At 75.7% G+C, this 25058-nt stretch carries 21 protein-coding genes; 8 read left to right on the top strand and 13 right to left on the bottom strand.

Translation table 11 applies throughout. The features are described 5' to 3' along the window. Positions 1 to 111: 111 nt before the first annotated feature. Positions 112 to 516, top strand: coding sequence for a VOC family protein (locus BJ983_RS18595; RefSeq protein ID WP_179795192.1), 405 nt, complete (start codon positions 112 to 114; stop codon positions 514 to 516). Here BJ983_RS18595 and BJ983_RS18600 read toward each other — a convergent pair. From BJ983_RS18600 to BJ983_RS18645, 10 genes are all read right to left on the bottom strand, one after another. Then, positions 507 to 2219, bottom strand: a complete 1713-nt coding sequence (locus tag BJ983_RS18600; protein WP_179795193.1) for a DNA polymerase Y family protein — start codon at positions 2217 to 2219, stop codon at positions 507 to 509. The two genes, BJ983_RS18595 and BJ983_RS18600, sit on opposite strands and share 10 nt — an antisense overlap. Beyond that, complete coding sequence (locus BJ983_RS18605) at positions 2216 to 3022, bottom strand: hypothetical protein (RefSeq protein ID WP_246325616.1); 807 nt, start codon at positions 3020 to 3022, stop codon at positions 2216 to 2218. Before BJ983_RS18605 ends, BJ983_RS18600 begins: the two co-directional genes overlap by 4 nt. Before the next feature lie 115 nt (positions 3023 to 3137). Continuing rightward, positions 3138 to 3641 (bottom strand): hypothetical protein, encoded by a 504-nt coding sequence (locus BJ983_RS18610; protein ID WP_179795195.1) that lies wholly within the window; start codon positions 3639 to 3641, stop codon positions 3138 to 3140. Positions 3642 to 3818: 177 nt separating this feature from the next. After that, positions 3819 to 5384 (bottom strand): bifunctional phosphoribosylaminoimidazolecarboxamide formyltransferase/IMP cyclohydrolase, encoded by a 1566-nt coding sequence (gene purH, locus BJ983_RS18615; protein WP_179795196.1) that lies wholly within the window; start codon positions 5382 to 5384, stop codon positions 3819 to 3821. Continuing rightward, positions 5381 to 6034, bottom strand: a complete 654-nt coding sequence (gene purN, locus BJ983_RS18620; protein ID WP_179795197.1) for a phosphoribosylglycinamide formyltransferase — start codon at positions 6032 to 6034, stop codon at positions 5381 to 5383. The genes purH and purN overlap by 4 nt, the downstream gene beginning before the upstream one ends. Before the next feature lie 40 nt (positions 6035 to 6074). Continuing rightward, the gene (locus tag BJ983_RS18625; protein ID WP_179795198.1) at positions 6075 to 7409 is read right to left on the bottom strand and encodes a cell division protein PerM; all 1335 of its coding nucleotides are present in this window, start codon (positions 7407 to 7409) and stop codon (positions 6075 to 6077) included. A 222-nt stretch (positions 7410 to 7631) separates the two neighbouring features. Further along, positions 7632 to 9239 (bottom strand): DUF5336 domain-containing protein, encoded by a 1608-nt coding sequence (locus tag BJ983_RS18630; RefSeq protein WP_179795199.1) that lies wholly within the window; start codon positions 9237 to 9239, stop codon positions 7632 to 7634. A gap of 84 nt (positions 9240 to 9323) precedes the next feature. Continuing rightward, positions 9324 to 10205, bottom strand: a complete 882-nt coding sequence (gene sucD / locus BJ983_RS18635) for a succinate--CoA ligase subunit alpha (RefSeq protein ID WP_026204276.1) — start codon at positions 10203 to 10205, stop codon at positions 9324 to 9326. Position 10206: 1 nt separating this feature from the next. After that, positions 10207 to 11382 carry an ADP-forming succinate--CoA ligase subunit beta gene (gene sucC / locus BJ983_RS18640; RefSeq protein ID WP_179795200.1) on the bottom strand — a complete coding sequence of 392 codons (1176 nt, stop codon included), beginning with the start codon at positions 11380 to 11382 and terminating at the stop codon, positions 10207 to 10209. A gap of 182 nt (positions 11383 to 11564) precedes the next feature. Then, positions 11565 to 13391 carry a hypothetical protein gene (locus BJ983_RS18645; RefSeq protein WP_179795201.1) on the bottom strand — a complete coding sequence of 609 codons (1827 nt, stop codon included), beginning with the start codon at positions 13389 to 13391 and terminating at the stop codon, positions 11565 to 11567. A gap of 129 nt (positions 13392 to 13520) precedes the next feature. On the opposite strand from BJ983_RS18645, the gene BJ983_RS18650 reads away from it, so the two are divergent. Together BJ983_RS18650 and BJ983_RS30230 are read left to right on the top strand one after the other, a co-directional pair. Then, positions 13521 to 14465 carry an esterase/lipase family protein gene (locus BJ983_RS18650; protein ID WP_179795202.1) on the top strand — a complete coding sequence of 315 codons (945 nt, stop codon included), beginning with the start codon at positions 13521 to 13523 and terminating at the stop codon, positions 14463 to 14465. A gap of 463 nt (positions 14466 to 14928) precedes the next feature. After that, the gene (locus BJ983_RS30230) at positions 14929 to 15732 is read left to right on the top strand and encodes a M23 family metallopeptidase (protein WP_425484812.1); all 804 of its coding nucleotides are present in this window, start codon (positions 14929 to 14931) and stop codon (positions 15730 to 15732) included. 97 nt (positions 15733 to 15829) lie between these two features. Here the strand turns inward: BJ983_RS30230 and BJ983_RS18660 are convergent, their stop codons facing one another. Both BJ983_RS18660 and pcrA read right to left on the bottom strand, forming a co-directional pair. After that, a complete protein-coding gene (locus tag BJ983_RS18660; RefSeq protein ID WP_343054247.1) occupies positions 15830 to 16654 on the bottom strand; it encodes an oxygenase MpaB family protein in 825 nt (274 codons plus the stop codon). An 89-nt stretch (positions 16655 to 16743) separates the two neighbouring features. Further along, positions 16744 to 19266 (bottom strand): DNA helicase PcrA, encoded by a 2523-nt coding sequence (gene pcrA / locus BJ983_RS18665; protein WP_179795203.1) that lies wholly within the window; start codon positions 19264 to 19266, stop codon positions 16744 to 16746. A gap of 257 nt (positions 19267 to 19523) precedes the next feature. Here pcrA and BJ983_RS18670 point away from each other — a divergent pair, with 257 nt between their 5' ends. The 5 genes from BJ983_RS18670 to BJ983_RS18690 all read left to right on the top strand — a co-directional run bounded on the left by BJ983_RS18670 (position 19524) and on the right by BJ983_RS18690 (position 24166). Continuing rightward, positions 19524 to 19820, top strand: a complete 297-nt coding sequence (locus BJ983_RS18670; protein ID WP_179795204.1) for a chorismate mutase — start codon at positions 19524 to 19526, stop codon at positions 19818 to 19820. A gap of 48 nt (positions 19821 to 19868) precedes the next feature. Continuing rightward, positions 19869 to 20192 (top strand): hypothetical protein, encoded by a 324-nt coding sequence (locus BJ983_RS18675; RefSeq protein WP_179795205.1) that lies wholly within the window; start codon positions 19869 to 19871, stop codon positions 20190 to 20192. A 323-nt stretch (positions 20193 to 20515) separates the two neighbouring features. Beyond that, positions 20516 to 22114, top strand: coding sequence for a hypothetical protein (locus BJ983_RS18680; protein WP_179795206.1), 1599 nt, complete (start codon positions 20516 to 20518; stop codon positions 22112 to 22114). Between the two features lie 121 nt (positions 22115 to 22235). After that, complete coding sequence (locus BJ983_RS18685; RefSeq protein ID WP_343054248.1) at positions 22236 to 23807, top strand: serine/threonine-protein kinase; 1572 nt, start codon at positions 22236 to 22238, stop codon at positions 23805 to 23807. Between the two features lie 20 nt (positions 23808 to 23827). Next, complete coding sequence (locus BJ983_RS18690) at positions 23828 to 24166, top strand: cupin domain-containing protein (RefSeq protein ID WP_179795207.1); 339 nt, start codon at positions 23828 to 23830, stop codon at positions 24164 to 24166. Between the two features lie 21 nt (positions 24167 to 24187). Here the strand turns inward: BJ983_RS18690 and BJ983_RS18695 are convergent, their stop codons facing one another. Further along, positions 24188 to 24829, bottom strand: coding sequence for a hypothetical protein (locus BJ983_RS18695; protein ID WP_343054249.1), 642 nt, complete (start codon positions 24827 to 24829; stop codon positions 24188 to 24190). Positions 24830 to 25058: the final 229 nt, after the last annotated feature.

Genomic DNA, 25058 nt, shown 5'->3' on the forward strand with positions numbered 1-25058 from the left:
CACCTGTTCGACGTCTTCGACTGTAGCGGGAGGGTCCGACAACGTGCCGCGCGTTCACCGGATCCAGGTCGATGCCGTTTTCGCACTGTGAAGTCCTGTTACCGTACCGACATGGCTCCGGCGCTCCTGGTCCTGCCCACCGACGACCGCGTCCGGGCGCACGCCTTCTACCGCGACCTGGGGTTCGACGCGGTCGGGGAGCCCGCCGACGACGGCGTCCCGGAGCCGCTGCAGGTGGTGGTGAACGACGGGCTGCACCTGATGTTCGTGCCGCGCGGCGGGTTCGGCTGGGTCACCGGCGAGCACGAGGTGGCCGCGCCGGGGGTCGCCGAGTGCCTGCTCGGACTGACCGCGGAGACCGACACCGAGGTCGACACGCTGTTCGCCCGTGCGGAGGCGGCGGGCGCCTCGGTGGTCGAGCGCCCCACCTCCCCGCCGTGGGGCGGCCACTCCGCGACGTTCGCCGACCCGGACGGACACCTCTGGCAGGTCGCCACCCCGCCCGGTCAGTCGTAGATCCCCTCGACGGCCCACCGGTCGCCCCGCAGCACGAGCAGCAGCGCCAGCCCGGCGGCGTCGGCCGAGGAGGCCACCGGATCGGGCGCGAGGTCCGCCGCCGGGTCGGGGTCCGAGTCGTCCTGCACGCACACCACCTGGACCCGCAGGCAGCCGGCCGGCGCCGCCGGGTCCCACCACCGCCCCTCCTCCGGCCACGGCCCGCCCCACGCCCGCACCGGGGCGTACTCGCCGTCGCCGATCCCGATGAACGCCGGCGGCGCGCTCAGCCGCCCCCGCGGAGCCGCGCGCACCGGGCGTCCGTCCGCGTCGAGCACGCGGGCCGGCGCGGGTTCGGGCGGGACCGTCGACGGTGACGGGGCCGGGAGCGTCCCCGGCCAGGGCGCCTCGGGATCGAGCGCGGGCGTGCGCTCGTCGCCCCACGGCACCGCCCGGATGCGCTCGGCGGGCCCGCGCCCCCCGCCCGGCACCCCGGTGAGCACCTCCTCCGGCCCGAGGAGCCCCTGTACCCGCACCAGGGCGCGGCCGGCGCGCTCGTCGGCCGCCCCGGTCTCACCCCACAGCCCGAGCTGCAGCCGCCCGGCGTCGACGACCTCCTCCGGGACCAGCCGCAGCACGGTCAGCCCGTCCCCGCTGCGCCCCTGACCCGTCCGCCGGGTCAGCCATCCCTCCAGCTGCCAGCGCACGCGGTCGGCGGTGGCGGACGGGGTGAGCGGCTCGGCGCAGCGCCAGGTGCGCGCCAGGTCGTCCCCGCCGACGGTGCGGGCCTGCACGCCGAGCCGGGTGCAGGCCAGTCCCGCGTCGCCGAGGACGTGGTGCAGCCGTTCGGCGAGGGCGCGCGAGGCGAACGCGGCGGCGTCGACCCGGTCGACCGGCGGGTCGAGCGGGACCTCGACGGTGAGCTCGTCGGGCACCCGACGGCGGGTGGGCGGGCGCTCGTCGAGCCCCCGGGCCAGCCGGTGCGCGCGCACGGCGGCGGCGTCGAACCGGGAGGCGACGTCGGCGGCCGGGAGCGCCGCGAAGTCGCCCAGTGTGGTCAGCCCGAGGCGGCGCAGCAGGCCGATCAGCTCGGTCCGCGCGGTGGTCGCCGGGACGTCGGCCCCCGCGGTGTCCGGCTCCACCCCCGGCTCCAGCTCCAGCTCGACGACCGGCCGGGGCGCGAGGAACTCCCGCGAGCCGCCCGCCGGCACGATGACGCTGCGACGGGCGGCGAGCGAGGCGGCGAACACCCCGTCGGCCACCCCGACCTGGCACTCCACCCGCGCCCGCCCCGCCACGTGGTCGACCAGGCGCTCGGCCACCACCTCCTCACCGCCGAAGTACCGCGCCGGGCCCCGTGCGGCGAGCACGACGAGCCCCGGCCGGATCACCTCGACGCCGGGCGTGAGCTCCTCCACGGCCGCCGCGACCGCCTCGAAGGCCCGCGCGTCGCGGTCGGCATCCCGGCCGAGCACGGCCAGGTCGGGGCAGCGGGCCTGTGCCTCACGGCGACGCAGACCACGTCGGATCCCCTGGGCGCGGGCCGTCGCCGAGCAGGCCACGACCCGGTGCCCGACCAGCACCGCGGCCGGCCGGTCGGCCGGGATGCCGGACTCGGCGCAGGCCGCGACCACCGGCCAGTCCGGGCACCACAGCGCCACCACCCGCAGCGGGGTCCCCGCCCCGGAGGTCGAGCTCCGCTGCGCTCCCTCTCCCGCACTCATCCCGTCCTCGCGGGCGCGATATCCACCTCGAGCGGACCCACCGCCTCGTCGGGAGCCGGGGCACACCCGCCCTCGGGACCCGGCAGGAGCACGTCGGAGCGCAGGTCGCGGGCCCGACCGCGCGCGGCGCAGCGCAGGTGCACCCGCCGGGACCGCAGCCGCCCGGCCCCGTCGCCCAGCAGCCCCGACCAGGTGCCGCCGGAGGCGTGCAGCTCGACGTCCGCCCCCGGCCAGGCGCCGACCGGGACGAGCACCGCCCCCTTCTGCCGGACGCGCGCGGCGAGCCGCTGCCGGTCCCCCGCCCGCCACGCCGACGCGCCCCCGAGCACGACGACGTCCACCCCGTCGACCAGCGCCGCCACCACCGTCGACGGGCGCGGACCCGGCCGCGGGACGAGGGCCGTGCGCGCGAGGTCGAGCCCCGCCTCGTGCGCCGCGGCCATCCCGACCCCCGGCAACCCGACCAGCGCACACCACGACCCCGCCCGCGAGGCCCGGGCCACGAGCGCGAGCAGCAGGGCGGTCGACCCGTGCACCGACACCGTCGACCCGCGCCGCAGCCCGCCCCACGGGAGCAGCCCCGCGAGCGCGCCGGGCACCGGCAGCAGCGCCTGCTCGGGATCGTGCGCGGGCTCCGGAGGCGGCGCGGGCTCCGGTTCGGGTGACGCCGGACCCGACGTCGGGACCGCCGTCGGTCGCGTGTGCGAGGCTGCCGGCCGGGCACCCCGTGCGGGCAGCTCCGAGGCCCGCACGAGCCCCAGCTCCGCGACCCGACCGGCCAGCAGGTCGTGTGCGACCGCCATGGGAGCCTCCTCGTCCATCGAACACCTGTTCGAACGAGGAGAACGGTAACCCAGCCCCCCGACAGTCCGCCACGACGCCGGGGAACGACACAGCGGACGTGATCAGGTCGGGGGACTACCCGGCGAGCGTCCCGGGCCGGGCCGCGCCCGGCTGCTGCTGGGGTGCGGCGCCCTGCTGCTCCTGCCGCTTCCGCCGGGCCGCAGCAGCAGCCCCCTTCCGCGGGTGGGCCTTCGCGGCCGCCACGTGCGTCGCGGGCGCGGGCGCCGAGGCGTCCGCCACGGCGTAGCCCGCCCCGAACCCGCCGCCGAGGAGCACGAGCCCGGCGAGCGTGCCCGCCGCCCCGACCTGCACCCGCCGCGAGCGCCACCAGGACCGCCGCGGAGCCCCGACCGGCTCAGCGGACGGCCCGGCGAGAGACCCGGCAGACGGCCCGGCAGACGGCCCCGCCGACGGCTCGGCCGGCTCGGCCGACGGGGCCGCCGGCACCTCCGACCGCGCCCACCCCGGCTCGGTCGGCGGATCCGCCGGAGAGGTCGACCACTCCTCCCCGCCCGACGACGACGGGTGCCCGTCCTCGGCGTGGGTGGGGGTGTCCTCGGGGTCGTGCGGCTCGGTCACGGTCTCCTCCGGGTCCTGGACCGACGCGTCCCGGACCGACGCGTCGTCACCGGAGAAGACTCACGCCGGGCCCGGGACCCGCACCACCCGCCGTCGGGAACCTTCAGCAGGCGCACAGCTGTGAGCAGAAATCCGTGCCAGGGCACGGACAAGTACTCACGGGGCCGCAGGCCACCTCTAGTGCGCGAAGTGCCGCGTCCCCGTCAGGTACATCGCGACGCCGGCCTTCTCCGCCGCCTCGATCGTCTGCGCGTCGCGCACCGACCCGCCCGGCTGCACCACCGCGGCGACACCGGCCTCGGCGAGCACCTCGAAGCCGTCCGGGAAGGGGAAGAACGCGTCCGAGGCCGCGACCGATCCGCGCACCCGGTCACCGGCGCGCGCGACGGCGAGCTTCGCCGAGTCGACCCGGTTGACCTGCCCCATCCCGACCCCGACGGTCGCCCCGTCGTGCGCCAGCAGGATCGCGTTCGACTTCACGGCGCGGCAGGCCCGCCACGCGAACGCGAGGTCCGCGAGCACGGCGTCGGACACCGGGGAGCCGGTCGCGAGGGTCCACGACGACGGGTCGTCCCCCGGCGCGTCGACGAAGTCGCGCTGCTGCACGAGCACCCCGCCGGAGATCGGCCGCTGCTCGGTCGCGGACGGCGACCACTGCGCCGTCAGGACCCGGATGTTCTTCTTCCGGGCCAGCACGTCGACCGCACCCTCGGCGAACGACGGCGCCACCACGACCTCGGTGAAGATCTCCGCGATCTGCTCCGCCGCCGCGACCGTGACCTCGGCGTTCACCGCGATCACGCCGCCGAACGCCGACGTCGGGTCGCACGCGTGGGCGCGGGCGTGCACGTCGGCGACGTCGGTCCCGACGGCGATGCCGCACGGGTTGGCGTGCTTGATGATCGCGACGCAGACCTGGTCGTCGGCGTGGTCGTGCGCCGCCCGCCAGGCCGCGTCGGCGTCGACGTAGTTGTTGTAGGACATCTCCTTGCCGTGCAGCTGCGTCGAGCCCGCGAGCCCCGACGCGTCGCCCGGCTCGCCGTAGAGCGCCGCGGCCTGGTGCGGGTTCTCGCCGTAGCGCAGCGTCTGACGCAGCCGGCCGGTGGAGCCCACCCAGTCCCCGAAGCCGTCGGTCGGCGCGAGGGTCGACCCCATCCACGTGGCCACCGCGACGTCGTAGGACGCGGTGTGGCGGAACGTCTCGGCCGCGAGCGCCCGCCGGTCGGCGAGCGTGACGCCGCCGTTCTTGGCCTGCTCGAGCACCCAGGCGTAGCGCGTGGGGTCGGTGATCACGGTCATCGTCTCGTGGTTCTTCGCGGCGGCGCGGAGCATCGCGGGGCCGCCGATGTCGATCTGCTCGACGCAGTCGTCGGGCGAGGCGCCGGAGGCCACGGTCTGCGTGAACGGGTAGAGGTTGACCACCAGCAGGTCGAACGGCGCGATGCCGAGCTCCTCGAGCTGACGCACGTGCTCCGGCAGCCGCGAGTCGGCGAGCAGCCCGGCGTGCACGCGCGGGTGCAGCGTCTTCACGCGCCCGTCGAGGCACTCGGGGAAGCCGGTGAGCTCCTCGACGCGCGTGACCGGCACCCCGGCGTCGGCGATGCGCCCGGCGGTGGAACCGGTGGAGACGATCTCGACCCCGGCGGCGTGCAGGCCGGTCGCGAGGTCGAGCAGGCCGGCCTTGTCGAACACGCTGACCAGCGCGCGGCGAATCTGACGGCGGCCCTCGTTGGCGTCGGTCACGGGATCCTCACTGTCCGTCCGGTGGTGGTGGCGCCGTGGCGCACCAGCGCCGCGACGGTCTCGACGAGCATGCGGCGCTCCACGACCTTGATCCGCTCGTGCAGCGTCTCCTCGGTGTCGTCCGGGTCGACGACGACGGCCTCCTGGGCCAGCACCGGGCCGGTGTCCACGCCGTCGTCGACGAGGTGGACCGTGGCTCCGGTCACCTTCACCCCGTACGCGAGCGCGTCGCGGACGCCGTGCGCGCCGGGGAAGGCGGGCAGCAGCGCGGGGTGGGTGTTGATCGTGCGCCCGCCGAAACGGGCGAGGAACGCCGGACCGAGGACCTTCATGAAGCCGGCCGAGACCACGAGGTCCGGCTCGAACCCGGCCACGGTGGCGGCGAGGGCGGCGTCCCAGGCCGCGCGGTCGGGATGGTCGGAGACCAGCACGGCGACGGCCTCGGTCCCCGCCGCGCGCGCCCGGTCCAGGGCGGCGATGCCGGTGCGGTCGGTGACGACCCCGACGACGGCGATCCCCGAGGTCCCGGCCTCGTCGAGCAGCGCCTGCAGGAGGCTGCCGGAACCGGACGCGAGGACCACGACGCGGGCGGGCGCGGGCGGGGCCGGGAGGTCTTGCGTGCTCAGCGGGGACTCCTTGCCGCCGTGCACAGACCTGGGCTCCGGCGTCTCGACGATCCTCGCGACGAGCCTAGCCCTGCTGGGGATCCTCCGGCGTGTCGGCCTCGACACGCTCCTCGTCGTCGTCCTCGTCCTTCCCGACGACGGGTACGGGCTCGGCCACGGGTCGCGCCGGGGCGGTCACGGGTCGCGGCGGGACGGGCGCGGCGAGGACGGCGACCACGGCGCCGGGCACCCCGATCCACGCGATCCCGGCGAGCAGCACCCAGCCGGCCGGCACGACGACCGGGTCGAACGGACCGGTGCCCAGGCGTCCCCCCGCGAGCACGGCCGCGACCGCGAGCAGGAGTCCGACGGTGCCGGCGGCGACCGCGACGGTGCGCAGCCGCGTCGCGGTGTCCGGGTCGGAGGGCGCGAGCGTCCAGCCGACGAGGGTCCCGACGGCGAGCGGGAGCGCGAAGACCAGCCCCGTCCAGGCGGCAGGGGCACCGGCCGGGAGCAGCGCGGCGAGCGGGAACGGGGGCACCAGCCCCGCGACCGCGCCCGTCGGGGCCGCGCTCACCGCGCCCACGGCGTAGCCGGGGCCGAGCACCCACGAGACGGCCGCGACGACGGCGTTGGGCAGGTAGGCGACGTCGAGCAGCCACAGCCCGGCGCCGCTGCCCGCCTCCGGGGCCACGCCGGTGAACACGGCCGCGACCGCGTCGGCGTGGGCGAGCAGGACGATCAGCAGCACGGCCGTGCCGGTGGCGACGAGCGCGGCCGTCGCGGCGAGCCCGACCCGCAGTCCGCGGCACAGCCAGTCGGGGAGCGTCGCGAGCTGAGCGGCGAGTCCGCACGGCCCGACCACCCCGGCGCCCGCCGCGACCGCCGCGAGCAGACCGGCCACGACCCCCGCCGCCGCGGGCGAGGCGTCGGCCGGGACGGCGGCGGTGTCGGGCGTCAACAGCGCGGCGGCGAGCACCCCGCCGGCGGCGTGTGCGGCCGCGACCGCGGCGACGACCGGGACCGCGCAGGAGGTCCACCGGTGTGCCTCGGTCGCCGCGGTGCGCAGTCGGGTCACCCCGCGGCGCGCCACCACCGCGATGAGCACCCCGACACCGATCGCGGGCGCCAGCGGCAGCACCCCGAGCGGCGCGCCGGAGATCGTGAGCGGGACCAGGTGCACCGCGAGCCACAGCGGCACCCCGGTGGCGAGTGCCTGCCCGAGGCCCGGGTCGCCCCCGGGTGTCGTGCCCGACGCGGCCGCGGTGATGAGGGCGGCGAGGACCACGACGGCGAGGTAGCTGGCCACGACCGGTACGAGCGCGACCTCGGCCAGCACCGCCAGACGCGGCCGCACCGCATCGGAGGCGGCCGGCTCCGCGCCGGTCTCCGCCCGACCGTCCTTCGCCGGAGCACTCACGCGCGCCGACGATTCCAGGGCCGGGCGGCCCCGTGGGGCTGCCACGCCGGACGCCCGATCCTGACATCTGACGTCAGGAACCTGTCCGGGGTGCGTTGGCACGGCTGCGCGTTCCTGACGACGGGTGGGGCCGCCGCGACCCGGCTCCACCCGCCGTCGTGAATGTGGCGTTCCTGCCACTGGACGACAGCAACGACGCTTCGCTGCCACCGAGGGTGCAGATCAGCGGGACTCGTGCGCTCCGGGACGGTCGGAGCGGTCGGTGCCCTCTGGTCCGGTGCCGTCGGAGCGCTCGGGGACGCCCCAGCCGGTGGGCCGCGGGAAGCCCGACGGCGGGGTCGCCTCGGACTCGGCGCCGTGCTGCGGGGTGTGCTGCGAGCCGTGCTGCGTGGCGGGCGGCGCCGACGGGCCGGGGCCCGAGCCGTCCATCATCGCGGTCGCCGGGAGGTCGTCGCCGCCACGCGTGGGCGCCGGGGAACCGGCGGCCGGCATCGGGGACGAGGACGGGGACGACGGCGACGCGGGGTCCCCGCCCGGCGCCCGGCCCGCCGGGTCGACCGAGTTCGGCCGTCCGTCGAAGGGCCGGCCGTCGACCGCCCGGCCGTCGGACACCGGAGGCGTCGGCGCGGCGGACGTCGGGGCTCCCGACGTCGAGGCCGACGCCGGAGCAGCCGAGGCACCGGACGTCGGGGCGGAGGACGCCGGCGCCGGGGAGGCCGAGCCGGCCTCCGGTGCAGGCGTTCCCGCGGAGGGGGTGGTCGCCGACGACCCGGCCGGCGATCCGGCAGGAGCACCCGGCGCAGCACCTGGCGCGGACGACTCCGACGCCCCCGGCGTCCGCGGCACGACCTGGGTCCGGGCGGCCGAGTCCTCGATCGACGGCTGGCCGACACGGTGGCCACCGCTGGGCGGACCGGTGAACGGCCCCTGCCCCTGCGGCCGGGGCGCCTGCTGCGGTTGCGCGACCCGCTGCGTGGCCTGCTCGCTCGGTGCCCCGAACGGCCCCGACGACTGACCGGCGAACGGCGACCGACCCTGCTGCTCGGCGGAACCCGTCGTCGGGACGGAGGACGCGGAGGAGGAGGCGGACGCGGGGCGCGCAGCGCCGCCGATCAGACCGGCGGCCGACAGAGCCGCGACCGCGCCGGCGGCCGCCGTCAGCACGGCGAGCACGACCACCACGATGTCGAACCCGTCGGTGACCGACAGGGTCTGCAGGCTCACCAGCGCCGCGGTCACGGTCAGTACCGCGCCCGGGATCACCGTGCGCGGGGCGCCGGGGAGCACCGAGGCACCCACCGTCAGGCCGCCCCCGACGACGAGCGCGGGCAGCAGGCCGGCCGGGTCGAAGCTGGTGAAGAACGTCGCGATGAAGGTGAGCAGGCCCAGTCCGGCGGCACCGAGGGCCGCGAGCCGACCGGGTCCACCCGGCACGCCGTCGACGGGACCGGTCACCGCGGCCGACGACGGGGAGGACGACGGCGACGACGCCGCGGGGGTCGCGGGCACCGTCACCGCGGAGTACGGGTTGGCCGCGGGCACACCGCGGCCGGGCGTGGGTGCGGGCGGCCGCCCCCAGGACCCCTGGGGCCCACCACCGGGTCCACCGGGACCGGGCCCACCGGGTGCCGGACCGGAGCCGGGCGCACCCGCCCCGGCCCACGAGGATCCGCCGTAGGGCGAGACGCCCCCGAAGGGCTGGCTCGGCGTCCCGACGGCGGGTTGGGGCTGCGACGACGGCGCCTGCCGCGGCTGCTGGGGCGCGGGCGCCGCGTACGGCTGCCCGCTCCAGCCGGGCTGTCCCCCCGAGTTGCCGGATCCTGCACTCATGGAAGAGCCCTCCCGGGATGACGACGCCGTCGAGCCGACCGCGGAGATCGCTCCGCGGTCGGCCCAGCCTGCCTCAGATCGAACCTAGGAGACCAGCGAACGCGCGAGGTCGGCGGTCTCGGTCGGCGTCTTGCCGACCTTCACGCCCGCCGCCTCGAGGGCCTCCTTCTTCGCCTGCGCGGTGCCGGCGGAGCCGGACACGATCGCACCGGCGTGGCCCATGGTCTTGCCCTCCGGCGCGGTGAAGCCGGCGACGTAGCCGACGACCGGCTTCGTCACGTTCGCCTTGATGTAGTCGGCCGCACGCTCCTCGGCGTCGCCACCGATCTCACCGATCATGACGATGGCCTCGGTCTCGGGGTCGTTCTGGAACGCCTCGAGCGCGTCGATGTGCGTGGTGCCGATGATCGGGTCGCCACCGATGCCGATGCCGGTGGAGAAGCCGATGTCCCGGAGCTCGTACATCATCTGGTAGGTCAGCGTGCCCGACTTGGACACGAGGCCCATCTTGCCCGGGCCCGAGATGTTCGCCGGGATGATGCCGGCGAGCGACTTCCCGGGCGAGATGATGCCGGGGCAGTTCGGGCCGATGATCCGGGTGCGGTTGCCGTTGGCGCAGGCGTGCGCCCAGAACCAGGCGGAGTCGTGCACCGGGATGCCCTCGGTGATGACGACCGCGAGCCCGATGCCCGCGTCCACGGCCTCGACGACCGCGTCCTTGGCGAACTTCGGCGGCACGAAGATGACCGAGACGTCCGCCCCGGTCTCCTTCATGGCCTCCTCCACGCCGCCGTAGACGTTCACCGAGGTGCCGTCGACGTCGACCTGGGTGCCGGCCTTGCGGGCGTTGACGCCGCCGACGAGCTGCGTGCCCGCGGCGAGCATCTTGCGCCCGTGCTTCATGCCCTCGGAGCCGGTGAGGCCCTGGACGATGACCTTGCTGTTCTCGTTGAGGAAGATCGACATCTCACGCACCAGCCTTCGCGGCAAGCTCGGCGGCCTTCGCGGCCGCGTCGTCCATCGTGCCCACCACGGTGACGAGCGGGTGGTTCGCCTCGGCGAGGATCCGCCGGCCCTCCTCGACGTTGTTGCCGTCGAGGCGCACGACCAGCGGCTTGGTCGCGTCGTCGCCGAGGATCTTCAGCGCCTCGACGATGCCGTTGGCCACCGCGTCGCACGCGGTGATGCCGCCGAAGACGTTCACGAAGACGCTGCGGACGTCGGAGTCACCGAGGATGACGTCGAGCCCGGCCGCCATGACCTCGGCGGACGCGCCGCCGCCGATGTCGAGGAAGTTGGCGGGCTTCATCCCGCCGTGTGCCTCACCGGCGTAGGCGACGACGTCGAGGGTCGACATGACCAGACCCGCGCCGTTGCCGATGATGCCGACCTGGCCGTCGTCGAGCTTGACGTAGTTCAGGCCCTTGGCCTTGGCCTTCGCCTCGAGCGGGTTCTCGGTGCGCTCGTCGACGAGCGAGCCGTGCGCCTCGTGGCGGAAGTCCGCGTTCTCGTCGAGGGTGACCTTGCCGTCGAGCGCGATGACGCGGTCCTGCGGGTCGCGCACCAGCGGGTTCACCTCGACCAGCGTGGCGTCCTCGCCGACGAAGGTGTCCCACAGCTTGACGATCACGTCGGCGGCCTCGTCGGCCACGGCCTCGGGGAGGTTCCCCTGCTTGACGATCTCCTGCGCCTTGGCCTTGTCGACCCCGGCGATCGCGTCGATCGGCACCCGGGCCAGGGCCTCGGGGCGCTCGACGGCGAGCTCCTCGATCTCCATGCCGCCCTCGGCGGAGCACATGGCGAGGAAGGTGCGGTTCGAGCGGTCGAGCAGGAAGGAGAAGTAGTACTCCTCCGCGATGTCGCTCGCCTCGGTGACCAGCACGCGGTGGACGACGTGGCCCTTGATGTCCAGACCGAGGATCGCCTCGGCCTTCTCCTTGGCCTCGCCCGGGTCCTTCGCCAGCTTCACGCCGCCCGCCTTGCCGCGGCCACCGGTCTTCACCTGGGCCTTCACGACGACGGCGCCGCCGATCTCACCTGCGGCGGTCTCGGCGTCGGACGCGGTGTCGACGGTGCGGCCCGGCAGCACCGGGACCCCGTGGGCGGCGAAGAGATCCTTCGCCTGGTACTCGTACAGGTCCACTCGTGAACTCCTCCATCACTGACCGGCAGCATCCGTCGGTGGACTCCGGCGGTGGCCCCGCGGGTCGCACGGACGGCGGTGATCTGCTCGGCGGCGACCACAGGGGCGGCGAGGGCGACCCTAGCGGCGTGTCGGCGCGGCGGACCGGGCACCGGGGGCGACCCCCGCCACACCCGGCGCGCTCAGGGCTCGTCGTCGGGCCGACGTTCCTCGCGGATCTGCAGCACGGAGACCACGGCGGCGCCGAGGGTGACCACCAGACACACGATCGCCGCCCAGGTGCCGATGCCGACGCTCTCACCCGGACGGGGCGGGGTCAGCACCAGCGCCGAGAGCCGGACGACGAGCAGGGCACCGGCCGCGGCGAGCAGGGCCAGCGCGCGGGCCGGGCGGGCGCGGGGCGCGAGCAGCACCGCGATCGCGACCCCCACGACGCCGGCGAGCGAGCCCCAGGCGGCCGCTCCCGGGTTCTGCCACACCCCACCGGCCGCGTTCGCCGCGAGCGCGTCACGGGCGAGCGGGCCGCCGAACCCGGGCACGGCGAGCACCGCCGCGAGGGCGCACATCGGCAGCATCGTGGGGTCGGGCTCGACGGTGTCGGTGCCGTCCGTGGGACGCGCGCCGAGCGGCGTGCGGGCGCCGGCGACGTCCCGCCGTTCGGCGAACCCGGCCCCGACGGCGAGCACGGCGGTGAGCACCGCGAGGACCAGCGCCCCCACCACGGCCCAGCCCCCCGCGGCGACACCGACCCCCGTCGTCGGGAAGGGAATGGTCGCGCCGAAGGCCGGGTCGGCGGCGGGGGCGGCGCTGTCGACCGCGCCGAGGACGACGTCGAGCGCCGGGCCGGCGGCGAAGGGGACCGTCAGCCAGGCGACGGAGAGGGTCGGGCGGGCCCGGACGACGAGCCGCGGGGTCCCGACGACGACGAGCACGGCCGGCAGGGCGAGCACCGCGGCGGCGGGCAGGAGCAGCAGCCCCGTACCGCTGTCGACGGGGGCGCTGTCGGACAGCGTGGTCGTCGGCAGCAGCGCCCCGAAGAACGCGGCGCCGGCCGCGAGCAACGCCACCACCCCGGCCGCGCGCGACCGCAGCACCGCGGTGCGGGCGGGGATGCCGATGAGGAGCAGGCCGCCGGCGATCGCCAGGACGGCACCGGGCGAGACGTCGAGGCCCGGCCGGGCGATCGACGCCGCGATCACGGGCGCGGTCCCGGCGACGACCGCGGCCCCGAGCGCGGTGTGCACCGCCCGGCGGACGCGCATCCCGGTCTCCGGGTCCGCGGCCGGGTCGGCGGGCCGCAGGCCCGGCAGGACGGCGACGACCACGAGGGCCACGGCGAGCAGCGCCACGCCGACGCCGGCCGGGGGTGCGGTGTCGAGGACCGCGTGCGGGGCGAAGCCCGTGCCGGCGGCCTCGACGCTGAACGGCGCGGCCACGAGGCCGACGGCGGCGAGCACCGCGCCCGCCACCGGACGGACCAGGACGCCGGGCGGGTGACCGCCGAACACGGCCGCCCCGCCGGCCCGGCCCAGGGTCACGAGGGCCCGGCCCGCGACGACCGCGGCCGCGACCAGGAGGACGTCCGCCCCCAGCAGCAGCACCGCGAGCGACGCGGGGAGCACCGACAGGCCCGAGGGCAGGAGGTCCGGACGGGCCGCCGAGACGGGATCGAGGAGCAGGGTGAGGTCGACGAGCAGCCAACCCAACCCGAGGACGCCGAGCGCGGTCGGGGCCGCGAGCGAGGCCGCCCCGGGGGCGCGCCGCGCGCGCCGGGTGGCCAGGCCAGGGGCGAGCGCGGCCACGAGGGCGACGACCGGGGCGAGGACCCCCGCCGCGCGGGTGGGGGCGCCGATGGCCCCGGGAGCGAGCACGACGACGAGGATCCGCAGGAGTGCGGCCACCACGACGCCGGTGGCGGCGGCCCACCAGGCCCCGCCGACCCGTCCCGTGTACGCCGGCGCGGCAGGCCCGGGCGGGCTCGTCCGCGGCTCGGCTCGTGAGGCCGTCATCCCGGGCAGACTAAGCTGGTACCCGTTCGGGACCCGCGCTCACCCGCCGGTGCGACGAGATCGACTCTGGATCGATCTGATGACGCGCCTGGGGCGACACGCCGGTGAACGTCGCCTAACGTCGGCCTCATGGACGTGACCCCGGTCATGTCGTCGGCGTCGACGCCGGCGACGGGCACCACCGGCTCGCTCGCCGCGATGGCGCAGCAGGCCTGGGGCGCCCTGTCCTACGCCGCGCGCACCGTCGGCGTGCCCGCGGGCGTCCGCGGGCTCGCGGTCGAGGTCGCCTACACCGCCGTGCACCTCTCGGTCTACCCCTGGGGCCTGCTCGACGAGGCCCTGCGCCCCGGGGGCGTCCACGCCCACCACCGCACCGACAGCCTGCCGCCGTACGAGCGGTCCCGGCTGGTGTCGGACCTCGACGGCTCGAGCACGCCCGTCCTGCTCGTGCACGGCATCGTCGACAACCGCTCGATCTTCCACTACCTCGCGCGCACCCTCCGGCGCCGCGGCCACGGCACCGTCCAGGCCGTCAACTACAGCCCGCTGACGGCGTTCACCGGAGACATCCGCACGGCGGCGCGGGACCTGGGCGACCACGTCGAGCGGCTCTGCGCGGTCTCCGGCGTCGACCGCGTGCACATCGTCGGCCACTCGCTCGGCGGCCTGATCTCGCGCTACTACGTCCAGCGCCTCGGCGGCGACGCCCGGGTGGACACCCTGGTGACCCTCGGGACCCCGCACCGCGGGTCGGCCATCGCGCACCTGCTGCCGCCCACGCTCGTCCCCCGCCAGCTCCAGCCGGGGTCGGACCTGCTGCGCGAGCTGGAGGAGCCGGCCCCCGACTGCCGCACGCGGTTCCTCGCCGTGTGGAGTCGCATGGACCAGCTGATCATCCCGCAGCGGAACGCGCGGCTCGAGCACCCGGACCTCGACGTGGAGAACGTCCGGCTGGAGCACGTCGGCCACATGGCCATGACGATCGACCCCGAGGTCGTGCACCTCGTGGCCTGCCGACTGGGCCGGACGCGTTCGCCGCGGGACCGGATCGCCCCGGTCGCCGCCGCCGGCTGACCTACCGGCGGGTCACCGGTCGTCGGCCTCACCCGACCGGGTGACGACCGCTCGGCGCGTACGGACGTGCACACGGCGTGCCGGGTGGGTGTTTCACGGGCTGACGTTTGCCCGCGGTTGGGATTCCGTGACAACGTCCCGTCGTCCAGCATCACGGTGCGGTCACGAACGGCTCACGGATCGACCCCGACGATTCGTCCGGCGCCCCCACGCCACCGCCGTCCGCGTCCTGCCTCGACCTGCGGAAAGGTTGGTTTTGGCGCGTCACAGCTCCCCCCGCCCGACCGCCTTCACCCCCCGGTTCGACGGATTCGCCGGCTTCGGTGCGCCTGCTCTCGCAGGCGCCGCAGGCCCCGGTCTGTTCGGCGGCGGTCCCCGCTTCACGCCCGCCCGTCCGGCGCCCCGCCCGGCGGAGGAGGGCCGGACCACGGCCTTCGTCGGCGGGTCCGGCCGCGCGCCGGCGCTGCCGACTAACGCGCCCGCTGGACTGCGCCCGGCCCCGGCTCCTGCCCCCGACGCCGGGCCCTCCCGCGGCCGCCGCGCCGCGAACCCCCTGACCGGCCGTCTCGCCGTCGCCGCGGTCGCGGCCGGCGCGCTCGCCACGGCGGGCCACAGCGTCGTGTCCAGCGGCCTCGACGCGCCGACCGGGGAGACCCGCACCGACCTCGCGCTCTCCGCCGGGACATCCGCGGCCAGCACCCCGGTCGCCGCCGCGACCGCCGCGCCGAGCTCCGCCCTGGACGCCGCCACCACCGGCGTCATGGCGATCGCCCCGGCGCCCACCGCCCCCAGCCAGGTCTCGTCGCTGTCGAAGGCCCGCAAGGTCGCCGACGCCGCCGTGGCCCGCGAGGCGGCCGCGCGCGCCCCGAAGTTCGTCAAGCCCGCCGAGGGCCGCTTCACCTCCGGGTTCGGCGCCCGCTGGGGCACCTCGCACCGCGGCGTCGACATCGCGAACGCGATCGGCACCCCGATCGTCTCGGTCGCCGACGGCACCGTGCTCGAGTCCGGCCCCGCCAGCGGGTTCGGCATGTGGGTCCGGGTGCAGCTCGAGGACGGCACGATCAACGTCTACGGCCACATCAACCGCTCCTTCGTGAAGGAGGGGCAGAAGGTGAAGGCCGGCGAGGAGATCGCCGAGATCGGCAACCGCGGGCAGTCGACGGGGCCGCACCTGCACTTCGAGGTCTGGACGCCGGGCGGCGCCAAGATCAACCCGCTCCCCTGGCTCGCGGAGCGCGGCATCTCCCTGGGCGCGTCCGCCGACTAGGCCCGTCCCGTTCCGAGCGAGCGGCACTCTCGCGCACATAGATGCTGCGAACGTGCCGCTCGCTCGTTCCTGGGGTGCGGCCGAACGGAGCAGCGCGTCAGGCGCTCCGCACCAGCTCGCGCGCCCGGGCGATCTGCGGCGGCATCGGCGGGTCGGGCAGCAGCGTCGTCGCGCCCCGGGTCAGGCGCAGCGCCACCGTCGTGGCGGCATCGGTCGTCGGCAGGCCGGGGAGCCCGTACATCCGCCGCGCCCACCGGGGCAGCGTGCCCAGCGCCAGGCCCGCGAGGGTGGACAGCGTGACGGCGATCCCGGCGGGCGCGTGCGGCTGCGGGCGCAGCAGGCCCCCGACGCCGAGCCGGGCCTCGTCGGTCATCCGGAGGCCCGGGCGGACCCGCTCGAAATAGGCCGCCATCTCCGCCTGTGTGGCCGGGACGATCGCCGGGTCGAGCCCCACGACCTCCGCCGCGCGCACGTTCTCGGCCACGTAGGTGTCGGCGTCCGCGGCGTCGAGCACGCCCGCGCGCCGGGCGATGTCGACGTAGGAGTCGATCTCGCAGACGTGGACCCACAGCAGGTGCTCGGGCTCGTCGAGGCGGAACGCGGTCCCGTCGGGGTCGTGGCCGCGCAGCGTGGCGTGCAGCCGACGCACCCGGCTCCCCGCCACCTCGATCTCCGCGGTGCTGCCGAAGGTGCGGGTGCCCACGAACTCGACGGTCCGCTGGAACCGCGGCCACGCCTTCTTCGGGTCGAACAGGGCGGAGTTCTGATAGGTCCCGCGCATCACCCGGGGGTGCAGCGACTGCAGCAGCAGCGCCCGCATCCCCGCGATCCACAGCACGGGCTCGACGTGCACCCGCCACGTCACCGAGTCGGGTCCGAACAGGCCGTCGTCGTGGATGTCCACTGCACTCCCGGGGGTCACCGAGCCACCGTTCGGCGGCATCGGGGTCGACCGCCTGCCTCCAGACCTACCCGCGGGTCGGCGACCCGGCAACCGGGGAGCCCACGCCCCTACAGCTTCTGCATCGGGACGCCCCCGATGAGCATCAGGCGCACCGTGCCCGAGGACCCGAAGTCGATCGTCGCGGTCTGCTTGCTGCCCACGCCGTCGACGACGGTGACCAGCCCGAGCCCGTACTTGTCGTGGCTGACCCGGTCGCCCACCTCGAGCGACAGGGCCGGCGCACTCGACGCCGAACGCATCGGCGACGGCCGCGAGCGGGCCCCGGTGAGGTCCCGGCCCCAGCTCCGGCCGGACCCGAAGCCGGTCGACATCGACGGCGCCGACCGCTCGGGCGCGGACCGCCGCCAGTCCACGACCTCGACGGGCACCTCGTCGAGGAACCGCGACGGCGGGTTGGCCTGGGGCTGTCCGAACGCCGAGCGCATCAACGCGCGGGAGAGGTAGAGCCGCTGCTGGGCGCGGGTGATCCCCACGTAGGCGAGCCGGCGCTCCTCGGAGAGCTCCGCCGGGTCGGCCAGTGCCCGCTGGTGGGGGAAGACGCCGTCCTCCCAGCCCGTGCAGAACACGACCGGGAACTCGAGGCCCTTCGCGGTGTGCAGCGTCATCAGCGTGACCACGCCGTCCCCGCCGTCGGGAATGGAGTCGGCGTCCGCGACCAGCGAGACCCGCTCGAGGAAGGCCTCCAGCGAGCCGGGGTCGGTGGCGTCGTCGGCCGCGACCACCACGCCCGCCGGGACCTCCGCCGCCCCGTCGGCCTGGGCGGCCTCGGCCACCGCGGCGTTCGCCCGGGCGTCGCCGACGAACTCGCGGGCGACGCTGACGAGCTCGGTGAGGTTCTCCAGCCGCGACTGCTCCTGCGGGTCCTCCGAGTTCTCCAGCTCCGCGCGGTAGCGCGTCATGTCGAGCACCGCGTCGAGGGTGTCGGCGACCTCCTGGCCCCCGGCCACCCCGGCGGACAGCGCGTCCATCATCTCGACGAAGTCGGCGATGTTGCGCTGCGACCGCGTGGCGAGCCCGTGCACCGTGCCCGCCGCCGCCCGCCGGAGCGCCGCCGCGAAGGTGATGTGCTCCCGCTCGGCGTGGTCGGCCACCACGGCCTCCGCGCGGTCGCCGATCCCGCGCTTGGGCACGTTGAGGATCCGGCGCAGCGAGACCGTGTCTTCCGGGTTGGAGAGGACCTTGAGGTAGGCGAGCGCGTCGCGGACCTCGCGGCGCTCGTAGAACCGCACGCCGCCGACGATCTTGTACGGCATGCCGAGGCGCACGAACACGTCCTCGAACACCCGCGACTGCGCGTTCGTCCGGTAGAACACCGCGACCTCGCCGAAGCGCACCTCGCCGCCGTCGACGAGCCGGTCGATCTCGGCGGCCACGAACGCGGCCTCGTCGTGCTCGTTGTCCGCGACGTAGCCGACGATCTTCTCGCCGTCGCCCTGGTCGGTCCACAGTCGCTTGTCGCGCCGGTCCGGGTTGCGGGCGATGACCCCGTTGGCCGCCGTCAGGATCATCTGCGTGGAGCGGTAGTTCTGCTCCAGCAGGATCGTCCGCGCCTCGGGGTAGTCCCGCTCGAACTCGATGATGTTGCGGATCGTGGCGCCGCGGAAGGCGTAGATCGACTGGTCGGCGTCACCCACCACGACCAGCTCGGCGGGCGGCACCGACCCGTCGGGCGAGCCGCTCGCCAGGGCCCGCACCAGCGCGTACTGGGCGTGGTTCGTGTCCTGGTACTCGTCGACCAGCACGTGCCGGAACCGGCGGCGGTAGTGCTCCGCCACGTCGGGGAAGCGCTGGAGGAGGTCGACCGTGCGGCCGATCAGGTCGTCGAAGTCCAGGGAGTTCGATTCCTGCAGCCGCTGCTGGTAGGTGGTGAACACGTCGGCGCAGCGCCGCTCGTAGTCGTTCGCCGCCGCCTCGGAGGCCGTGATCGGGTCGACCAGCTCGTTCTTCCACGCGCTGATCTGCCCGAGCAGGCCGCGCGGCGGGAACCGCTTCGGGTCGAGGTCGAGCTGCTTGGTGATGGTGGCGACGAGCCGCCGCGAGTCGTCCGCGTCGTAGATCGAGAACGTGCTGGACAGGTCCAGGTGCTTGTACTCGCGGCGCAGGATCCGCACGCACATGGAGTGGAAGGTCGACACCCACATCGCGTTGGACCGCCGCCCGACGAGGGCCGCGACGCGCTCCCGCATCTCGGCCGCGGCCTTGTTGGTGAAGGTGATCGCGAGGATCTGCCCGGGGTGCGCGCCGTGGGCGAGCTGGTAGGCGATCCGGTGGGTCAGCACCCGCGTCTTGCCCGAACCGGCGCCCGCCACGATGAGCAGCGGCGAGCCGGCGTGCGTCACGGCCTCGCGCTGCTGCGGGTTCATCCCCTCGAGCAGCTTCTGCCCGCGGTCGTCGCGCCGCTCCCGTCCCGACGACGGGTCGCCCGGGCCGGGCGGGTCCGCGCGGCCCGGCTGCCCGTCCGCGGTGCGGCGCAGTGCGGTGGTCCCCGCCGCGCCCGCGAGTCGCGCGGCGAGGCCGGCCGCGGCGCTCGGGCGGGCCGTCCGGGACGACCCCGTCTCAGTGCTACTCATCGCCTCGCCACGCTACCCGGCACCCCCGACGGTCCGGGGCCTCCTCGGACGGACCGATGCTGCTGACACGGGGGCGGACCCGGACTACTCTCGTCGACGTGCACGCGACGCGGCGATTTCCCTACGGGACCCGGACCCCGGTTCCCGTGGCTGCCCAGCGCTGACTGCTCACCACGCCCGCCCCGGAGTCCACGCGACCCCGGGGCTTTCTCGTGCCGGGGTCGGACGGCTCCGACACACCCGTGAGGACCACGACCGTGACCGACACGCCGACCAGCAGCACCGGCGGGCTCGCCCCCGCCACGGCGGAGGAGATCCCCGACCTGCGGGTCGAGATCGACGCCATCGACGCCGAGCTGCTGCGTCTGATCAAGCGCCGCTCCGAGATCTCGCAGCGCATCGGGCTCGCCCGCATGGCCGCCGGCGGCCCGCGCATCGTCTACAACCGCGAGATGCAGGTCCTGGCGCGGTTCCGCGACCTCGGCAGCGAGGGACGCGAGCTCGGCATGCTGCTGCTGCGCCTCGGGCGCGGGCGGCTCGGTGGCGGCCGGTAGTTCCGGAATCGGGCGCGGACCACACCTCCGCGCTGGCATCCTGGATCCATGGGAACGGTCATCGACCTGATCGCGACGATCGTCGCCATCCTCGGTCTGCTCGCCGCCGTCGGCTACGGCGGCTACCTGCTCATGCTGCGGTCGGTGGCCACGAAGCGTCCCGGCGCCTCGCACCTCGCCGCCGACGCCCGCAAGCGGCTGCCCGCGGCGGGCGGCCTCACCGTCGGGGCGCTCCTCGCCCTGCTGCTCACCAACGGTGGCGTCACGCCCGACGTCATCGGGCTGCTCCTCGGCGGCGGCATCGGCCTCGCGTCGGTCAACCAGCTCCAGAGCGCCCGCAAGCGGCTCGCCAACCCGCCGTCGTCCTTCTGACGCCACCCGTTCAGCCGCGTGACAACCTCGGAGGGCGGCCCGGGCGGAGTCGGAGCGTGCGCACCCGATGTGACCACACTGCTCCCCGTCGTCGCCGAGCGGCCGTCCAGCAGCGCCGAACGACCGTCACCGGACCGTTGCGACGTCGTTCGGATGAGTGATCACCGTTCTCCCTCGTCCGTGTCCGCAACACGCCCGCACGGCGACGGAGAGCGGTCGATCGGCGGCCGGGCCTTCCCGGGCGCTGGGCGTGCGTCACCTGCCCGAGTAGACAGTCACCTCACAGGAACCGTTGGCGGGGGCTGACTTCTGGGAGTGACGACGTGACTGTGTCCGCCTCGGCGGGCCGGGGTGACCGGTCCCGCGGCTGGTACGGCCTCTCCGGCACCGCTGGATCGCAGGACCCGGCGCTTCCCCCGTTGCCCGACGCCCCGCGACAGCGCGGGCGGGACCGCGGTCGGCACACCGCCGGCGTCCCGGTGACCGACTACGTCCTGCGCGAGGACACCGGCGAGCTCCCGACGACGGGTGCGGTCATCACCGCGAGCGGGCGGATGCGCCGCCACGCCGCGCCGCTCACGATCCGCCGCGGCACCGCCGCCGGCCGGGTCACCACCGCCGCGGTCCTGGTCGGCGGCACCGCCGTCGGCGTCATCGGCGCGGTCGCCGGCCCCACCTTCCTCCCGCCGGTCGACGACTCCCCCGTCCACTCGCCGGTCGGCCCGGACGGCGTCACGCCGATCCCCGGCGCTCCCGGTTCCGCGCTGACGGCCGCCCCCGGGTCCGTCGCCTTCGCCGCGTTCTCGACCTCGGCCCAGAGCCTGGGTCTCTCCGGAGGCGGTCCCCTCGTCGGGGGCCCGCTCGCCGGCTCGACGTCGCTCCCCGGCGCGACCGCCGCCCCCGTCCCCGGTGTCGTGACGCCGGGGACGGGGGGAACGGCGACCCCGCCCGGCGGCGGCGCGGGAACCGGCGGAGGTACGGGTGGCGGCGGGGGGCTGCCGGGCCTGCCCATCCCGGGTCTCCCCGGTGGCGGCGGCTCGACCGGTGGCGGTGGTGGCACCCCGCCCGGCGGAGGGAACTCCCCCGCCGGTGTGACCCCCGTCGTCCCGATCGTCGGCGGCGCCGTCGTCGACACCGGGAACACGGTCAAGCCCCTGCCCGTCGTCGGGCCCGTCGTCGGCGGCGTGACCGACACGGTGGGCGGTCTGACCGGTGCCGTGCAGCAGGACGTCGCCGCGCCCGCCGGGGCACTCGTCGGGGGCACCGTCGACACCGTGGGCGGGGTCGCGGCCCCGCTGCCCGTCGTCGGCGGCGCCACCCAGGGCCTGACGAACACGGTCTCCGACGTGACCACGATCCTCACCGGCGGTGGCCAGAAGCCGTCCGGGCCGGGCGTCGCCGGGGCGACCGGCACGTTGCTGACCGACGCCGGCACCACCGTGGGGACCGTCGCCCCGCCGCTGGCCGGCACGGTGGCCCTGACCACGAGCACGGCCTCCGACTTCGTCGCGAAGACCAGCGAGACGGTCACCGCGCCCGTCACGCAGACCGTGGACGCGGTCGGCACCGCAACCAAGGACGTCCCCGCCGTCGGGCCGACCCTGCAGCGGACGACCGAGACGGTGTCCGAGACCGTCGGGACATTGCTGACCGGGGCGAGGTCGACCTCGAGCGGATCGTCGTCCCAGGCCGCGCCGACCAGCTCGGACGACGAGGGCTCGTCGTCGGGCTCGTCCTCCTCGGCGAAGCAGTCGTCCTCGGAGGAGTCCTCGCAGGAGTCCTCGGACGAGGGCTCGTCGTCGGGGAGTTCCTCGGACGAGGGCTCCGGCAGCGACTCCGGCAGCAGCTCCTCCTCCGGCTCGGACGGCGGCGACGTCGTCTCCGCCGTGACCAGCACGGCGTCCGGTCTGCTCGGCCAGTAGGGCGAGGCGCAGATCGCGGCCGTGACACGTCACCCGACCGTGGGACCCGACACGTCCCGCCCTCTACCCTGATGCCTCACGGGGGCCGCGGGGCCCGGGAGTCTCGGGCGGAGGGAGGCCGGTGACAGCTCGTCGCGTCGTCGCCGGGCGGTATCGCCTCGAGGAGCGCATCGGGTCGGGCGCGATGGGCGTCGTCTGGCGCGGGACGGACGAGCGGCTCGGCCGTGTCGTCGCCGTCAAGCAGGTCTTCCTCAACCAGGGCCTCGACGAGTCCGAGGCCGACGAGGTCCGCCAGCGCACCCTCCGCGAGGGACGCATCGCGGCGCGGCTGCAGCACCCGCACGCGATCTCGGTCTTCGACGCCTCCATCGAGGGCGACGAACCGTGGCTCGTCATGGAGTACCTGCCCTCGCGCAGCCTCTCCGCGATGCTCGCCGAGCAGGGGCCGCTCGACCCGCGCCTCGTCGCGCGCATCGGCCGCCAGGTCGCCGACGCCCTCGACGCCGCCCACCAGGCCGGCATCGTGCACCGCGACGTCAAGCCGGGGAACGTCCTCATCGGCAGCGACGGCACCGTCAAGATCACCGACTTCGGCATCTCCCGCGCCACCGGCGACCTGACCCTCACCCGCACCGGCATGCTCGCCGGCACCCCCGCCTACCTGGCCCCCGAGGTCGCCCGCGGGGAGGACTCGACGTTCGCCTCCGACGTCTTCTCCCTCGGCGCCACGCTGTACGCGGCGGTCGAGGGCGTGCCGCCCTTCGGGTCGGAGGACAACGCGCTCGCGCTGCTGCACGCCGTGGCCGCCGGGGCGGTGAACCCGCCGGTCCAGGCCGGGCCGCTGACGGCGCTGCTCATGCGCCTGCTCCGCGACGACCCCACCGAGCGCCCCACCCCGGCCCAGGCCCGCCGCGAGCTCGGCCGGATCGCCCACGCCGCCGGGTCCGCGTCGACCGCGAGCTGGGCCCGCGCCGACCTCGACGAGGCCCGGGTCCCCGACTCCCGCCGCTCCACCGAGTCCGACCGCGTCGCCACCGGTTCGCGAGGTCGCTCCGGCGGGACCCCGTCGCCCACCTGGCACGGCAGCCCCTTTCCCGACGCCGGGTCGGAGGACCCGGGCCCGACGCTCGGCGACGGCGACCGGGTAGGGCCGCCCGCCCCGCCCGCCCCGCGGTCCAACGGGTCCGGTCCGCGCGCCGTCGCGGCCGCTCCCGCCTCCCGTGCGAAGCGCCGTCGTCCGACCACGGCCATCGTCGTCGCGGTGCTGCTCGCCGCCGTACTCGCGGGCGTCCTGCTCGCCGTCGCCCTGACCCGCGGCTCGACCGGCACCGAGGGCGCCTCGCTCGGGTCGCCCACGTCGACCGGGGTGGCGGGACCGACCGACGAACGGACCCAGATGGTCGCCGCGGTCCGCGACTACTACTCGATCGTCACCGCGAACCCCGGCGCGGGCTGGGCGCGGCTCGGCGCGACCATGCAGGACACCGCGGGCGGGTTCGGCGGCTACCAGAGCTTCTGGTCGACGATCGCGTCCGTGCAGGTCACCGACGCCGAGGCGATCGACGACGACACGGTCCGGGCGACCCTGGTGTTCACCTCGAAGAACGGGTCGACCAGCCGCGAGGTCCACGAGCTCGGGATGGGCCGCGGCACCGGCGGCGGCTGGCTGATCAACTCGGAGCGGACCGTCTAGACCGGCGTACGTTCCCCGGCATGACCTTCCAGATCGTCGACCCGTCCGATCTCGACGTCGGCCGCGGCCCCCACCCGGCCGCGAGCCCGTTCGAGAAGCGGGTCGGCGAGGCGATCGGCGTGACGGCGTTCGGGCTCTACCAGATCGAGCTGCCGGCGGGCGAGGAGACGGTCCCGCACGACCACGTGGACGACCGCGCCGAGGACGCCTACGCGGTCCTGCGCGGCAGCGGCTGGCTGGTCGTCGACGGCGAGGACGTCCCGGTCGCGCCGGGACAGTTCGTCGCCGTGAGCCAGGAATCCTCCCGCTACCTCCGGGCCGGGGACGACGGGCTCGTCTTCATCGCCGTCTGCGCCTGAGTCCCTTCCCGACGCCCGGTCCTACCGGACCAGGCCGACGGTCCGCTCGGCGGTGGTCCAGTCGGCGGCGATGGCCTGCTGGGCGGCGACGAGGCCGACCTGCCCGCGGCAGACCGCCGCGTTGAGGTGGTCCTCGACCTGGTCCTTCGAGTTCTGCACGCCGCGGCCGGGCTCGTCGGACGGCTCGGGCCACAGGTTCCGGACGTCGTTCGCGCCGCCGAGCTCGAGGGGCAGGAAGTGGTCGAGCTCGGTCGTCGACGACGTCCCGGCGGGGTCGCCGTAGGCGAGCATGGCGGCCTTCTTGACCTTGCCCGTCTCCGTCTCGGGGGCCCGGACCGTGGCGGTCCAGCCGTGGCGGCAGATCGTGGACCGGATCGTGGCCTGGGTGACGGTGGCCTGGACCGCGCCCGGGGTGCACGACGGGTCGGGACGGCGACCGCCGTCGACGGCTCGGCACCGGGCCGGGTAGACGCCGGTGACGTGGCTCGAGGCCGGCACGGTGACCACCCCGCCGCCCGTGGACGCGCTCGCAGCGGCCGGGGAGGGCGATGCACTCGTCGCGTCCGGGAGCCGGGCGGGACCACAACCCGCCGTCAGGATCGCGACCACCGCGAGACCCGCACAGATCGACGACACCCGGAGACGACGCGACGGAGTGATCACCGGCCCAGCGTCGACGGGCGATGCTCTGCGGCAGGCAAAGTCCGCGCCGCCGGCGTGTCGCGGCTCAGGCCGTTGCTTCCGTCCACCCGGCGCGCGCGAGGACGGCTCGGACGACCGGCGACTTCGCCTCGGCGTAGTAGTTCATGTCCGGCCACTCGCGGTCGGCGAGCGCGCGCTTCGCGCAGCACGAACTCCTCCTTCGCCCGTTCCCACCGGCGCGACCGCATCG

This window comes from Actinomycetospora corticicola, from assembly GCF_013409505.1.
Taxonomy (GTDB): Bacteria; Actinomycetota; Actinomycetes; order Mycobacteriales; family Pseudonocardiaceae; genus Actinomycetospora; species Actinomycetospora corticicola.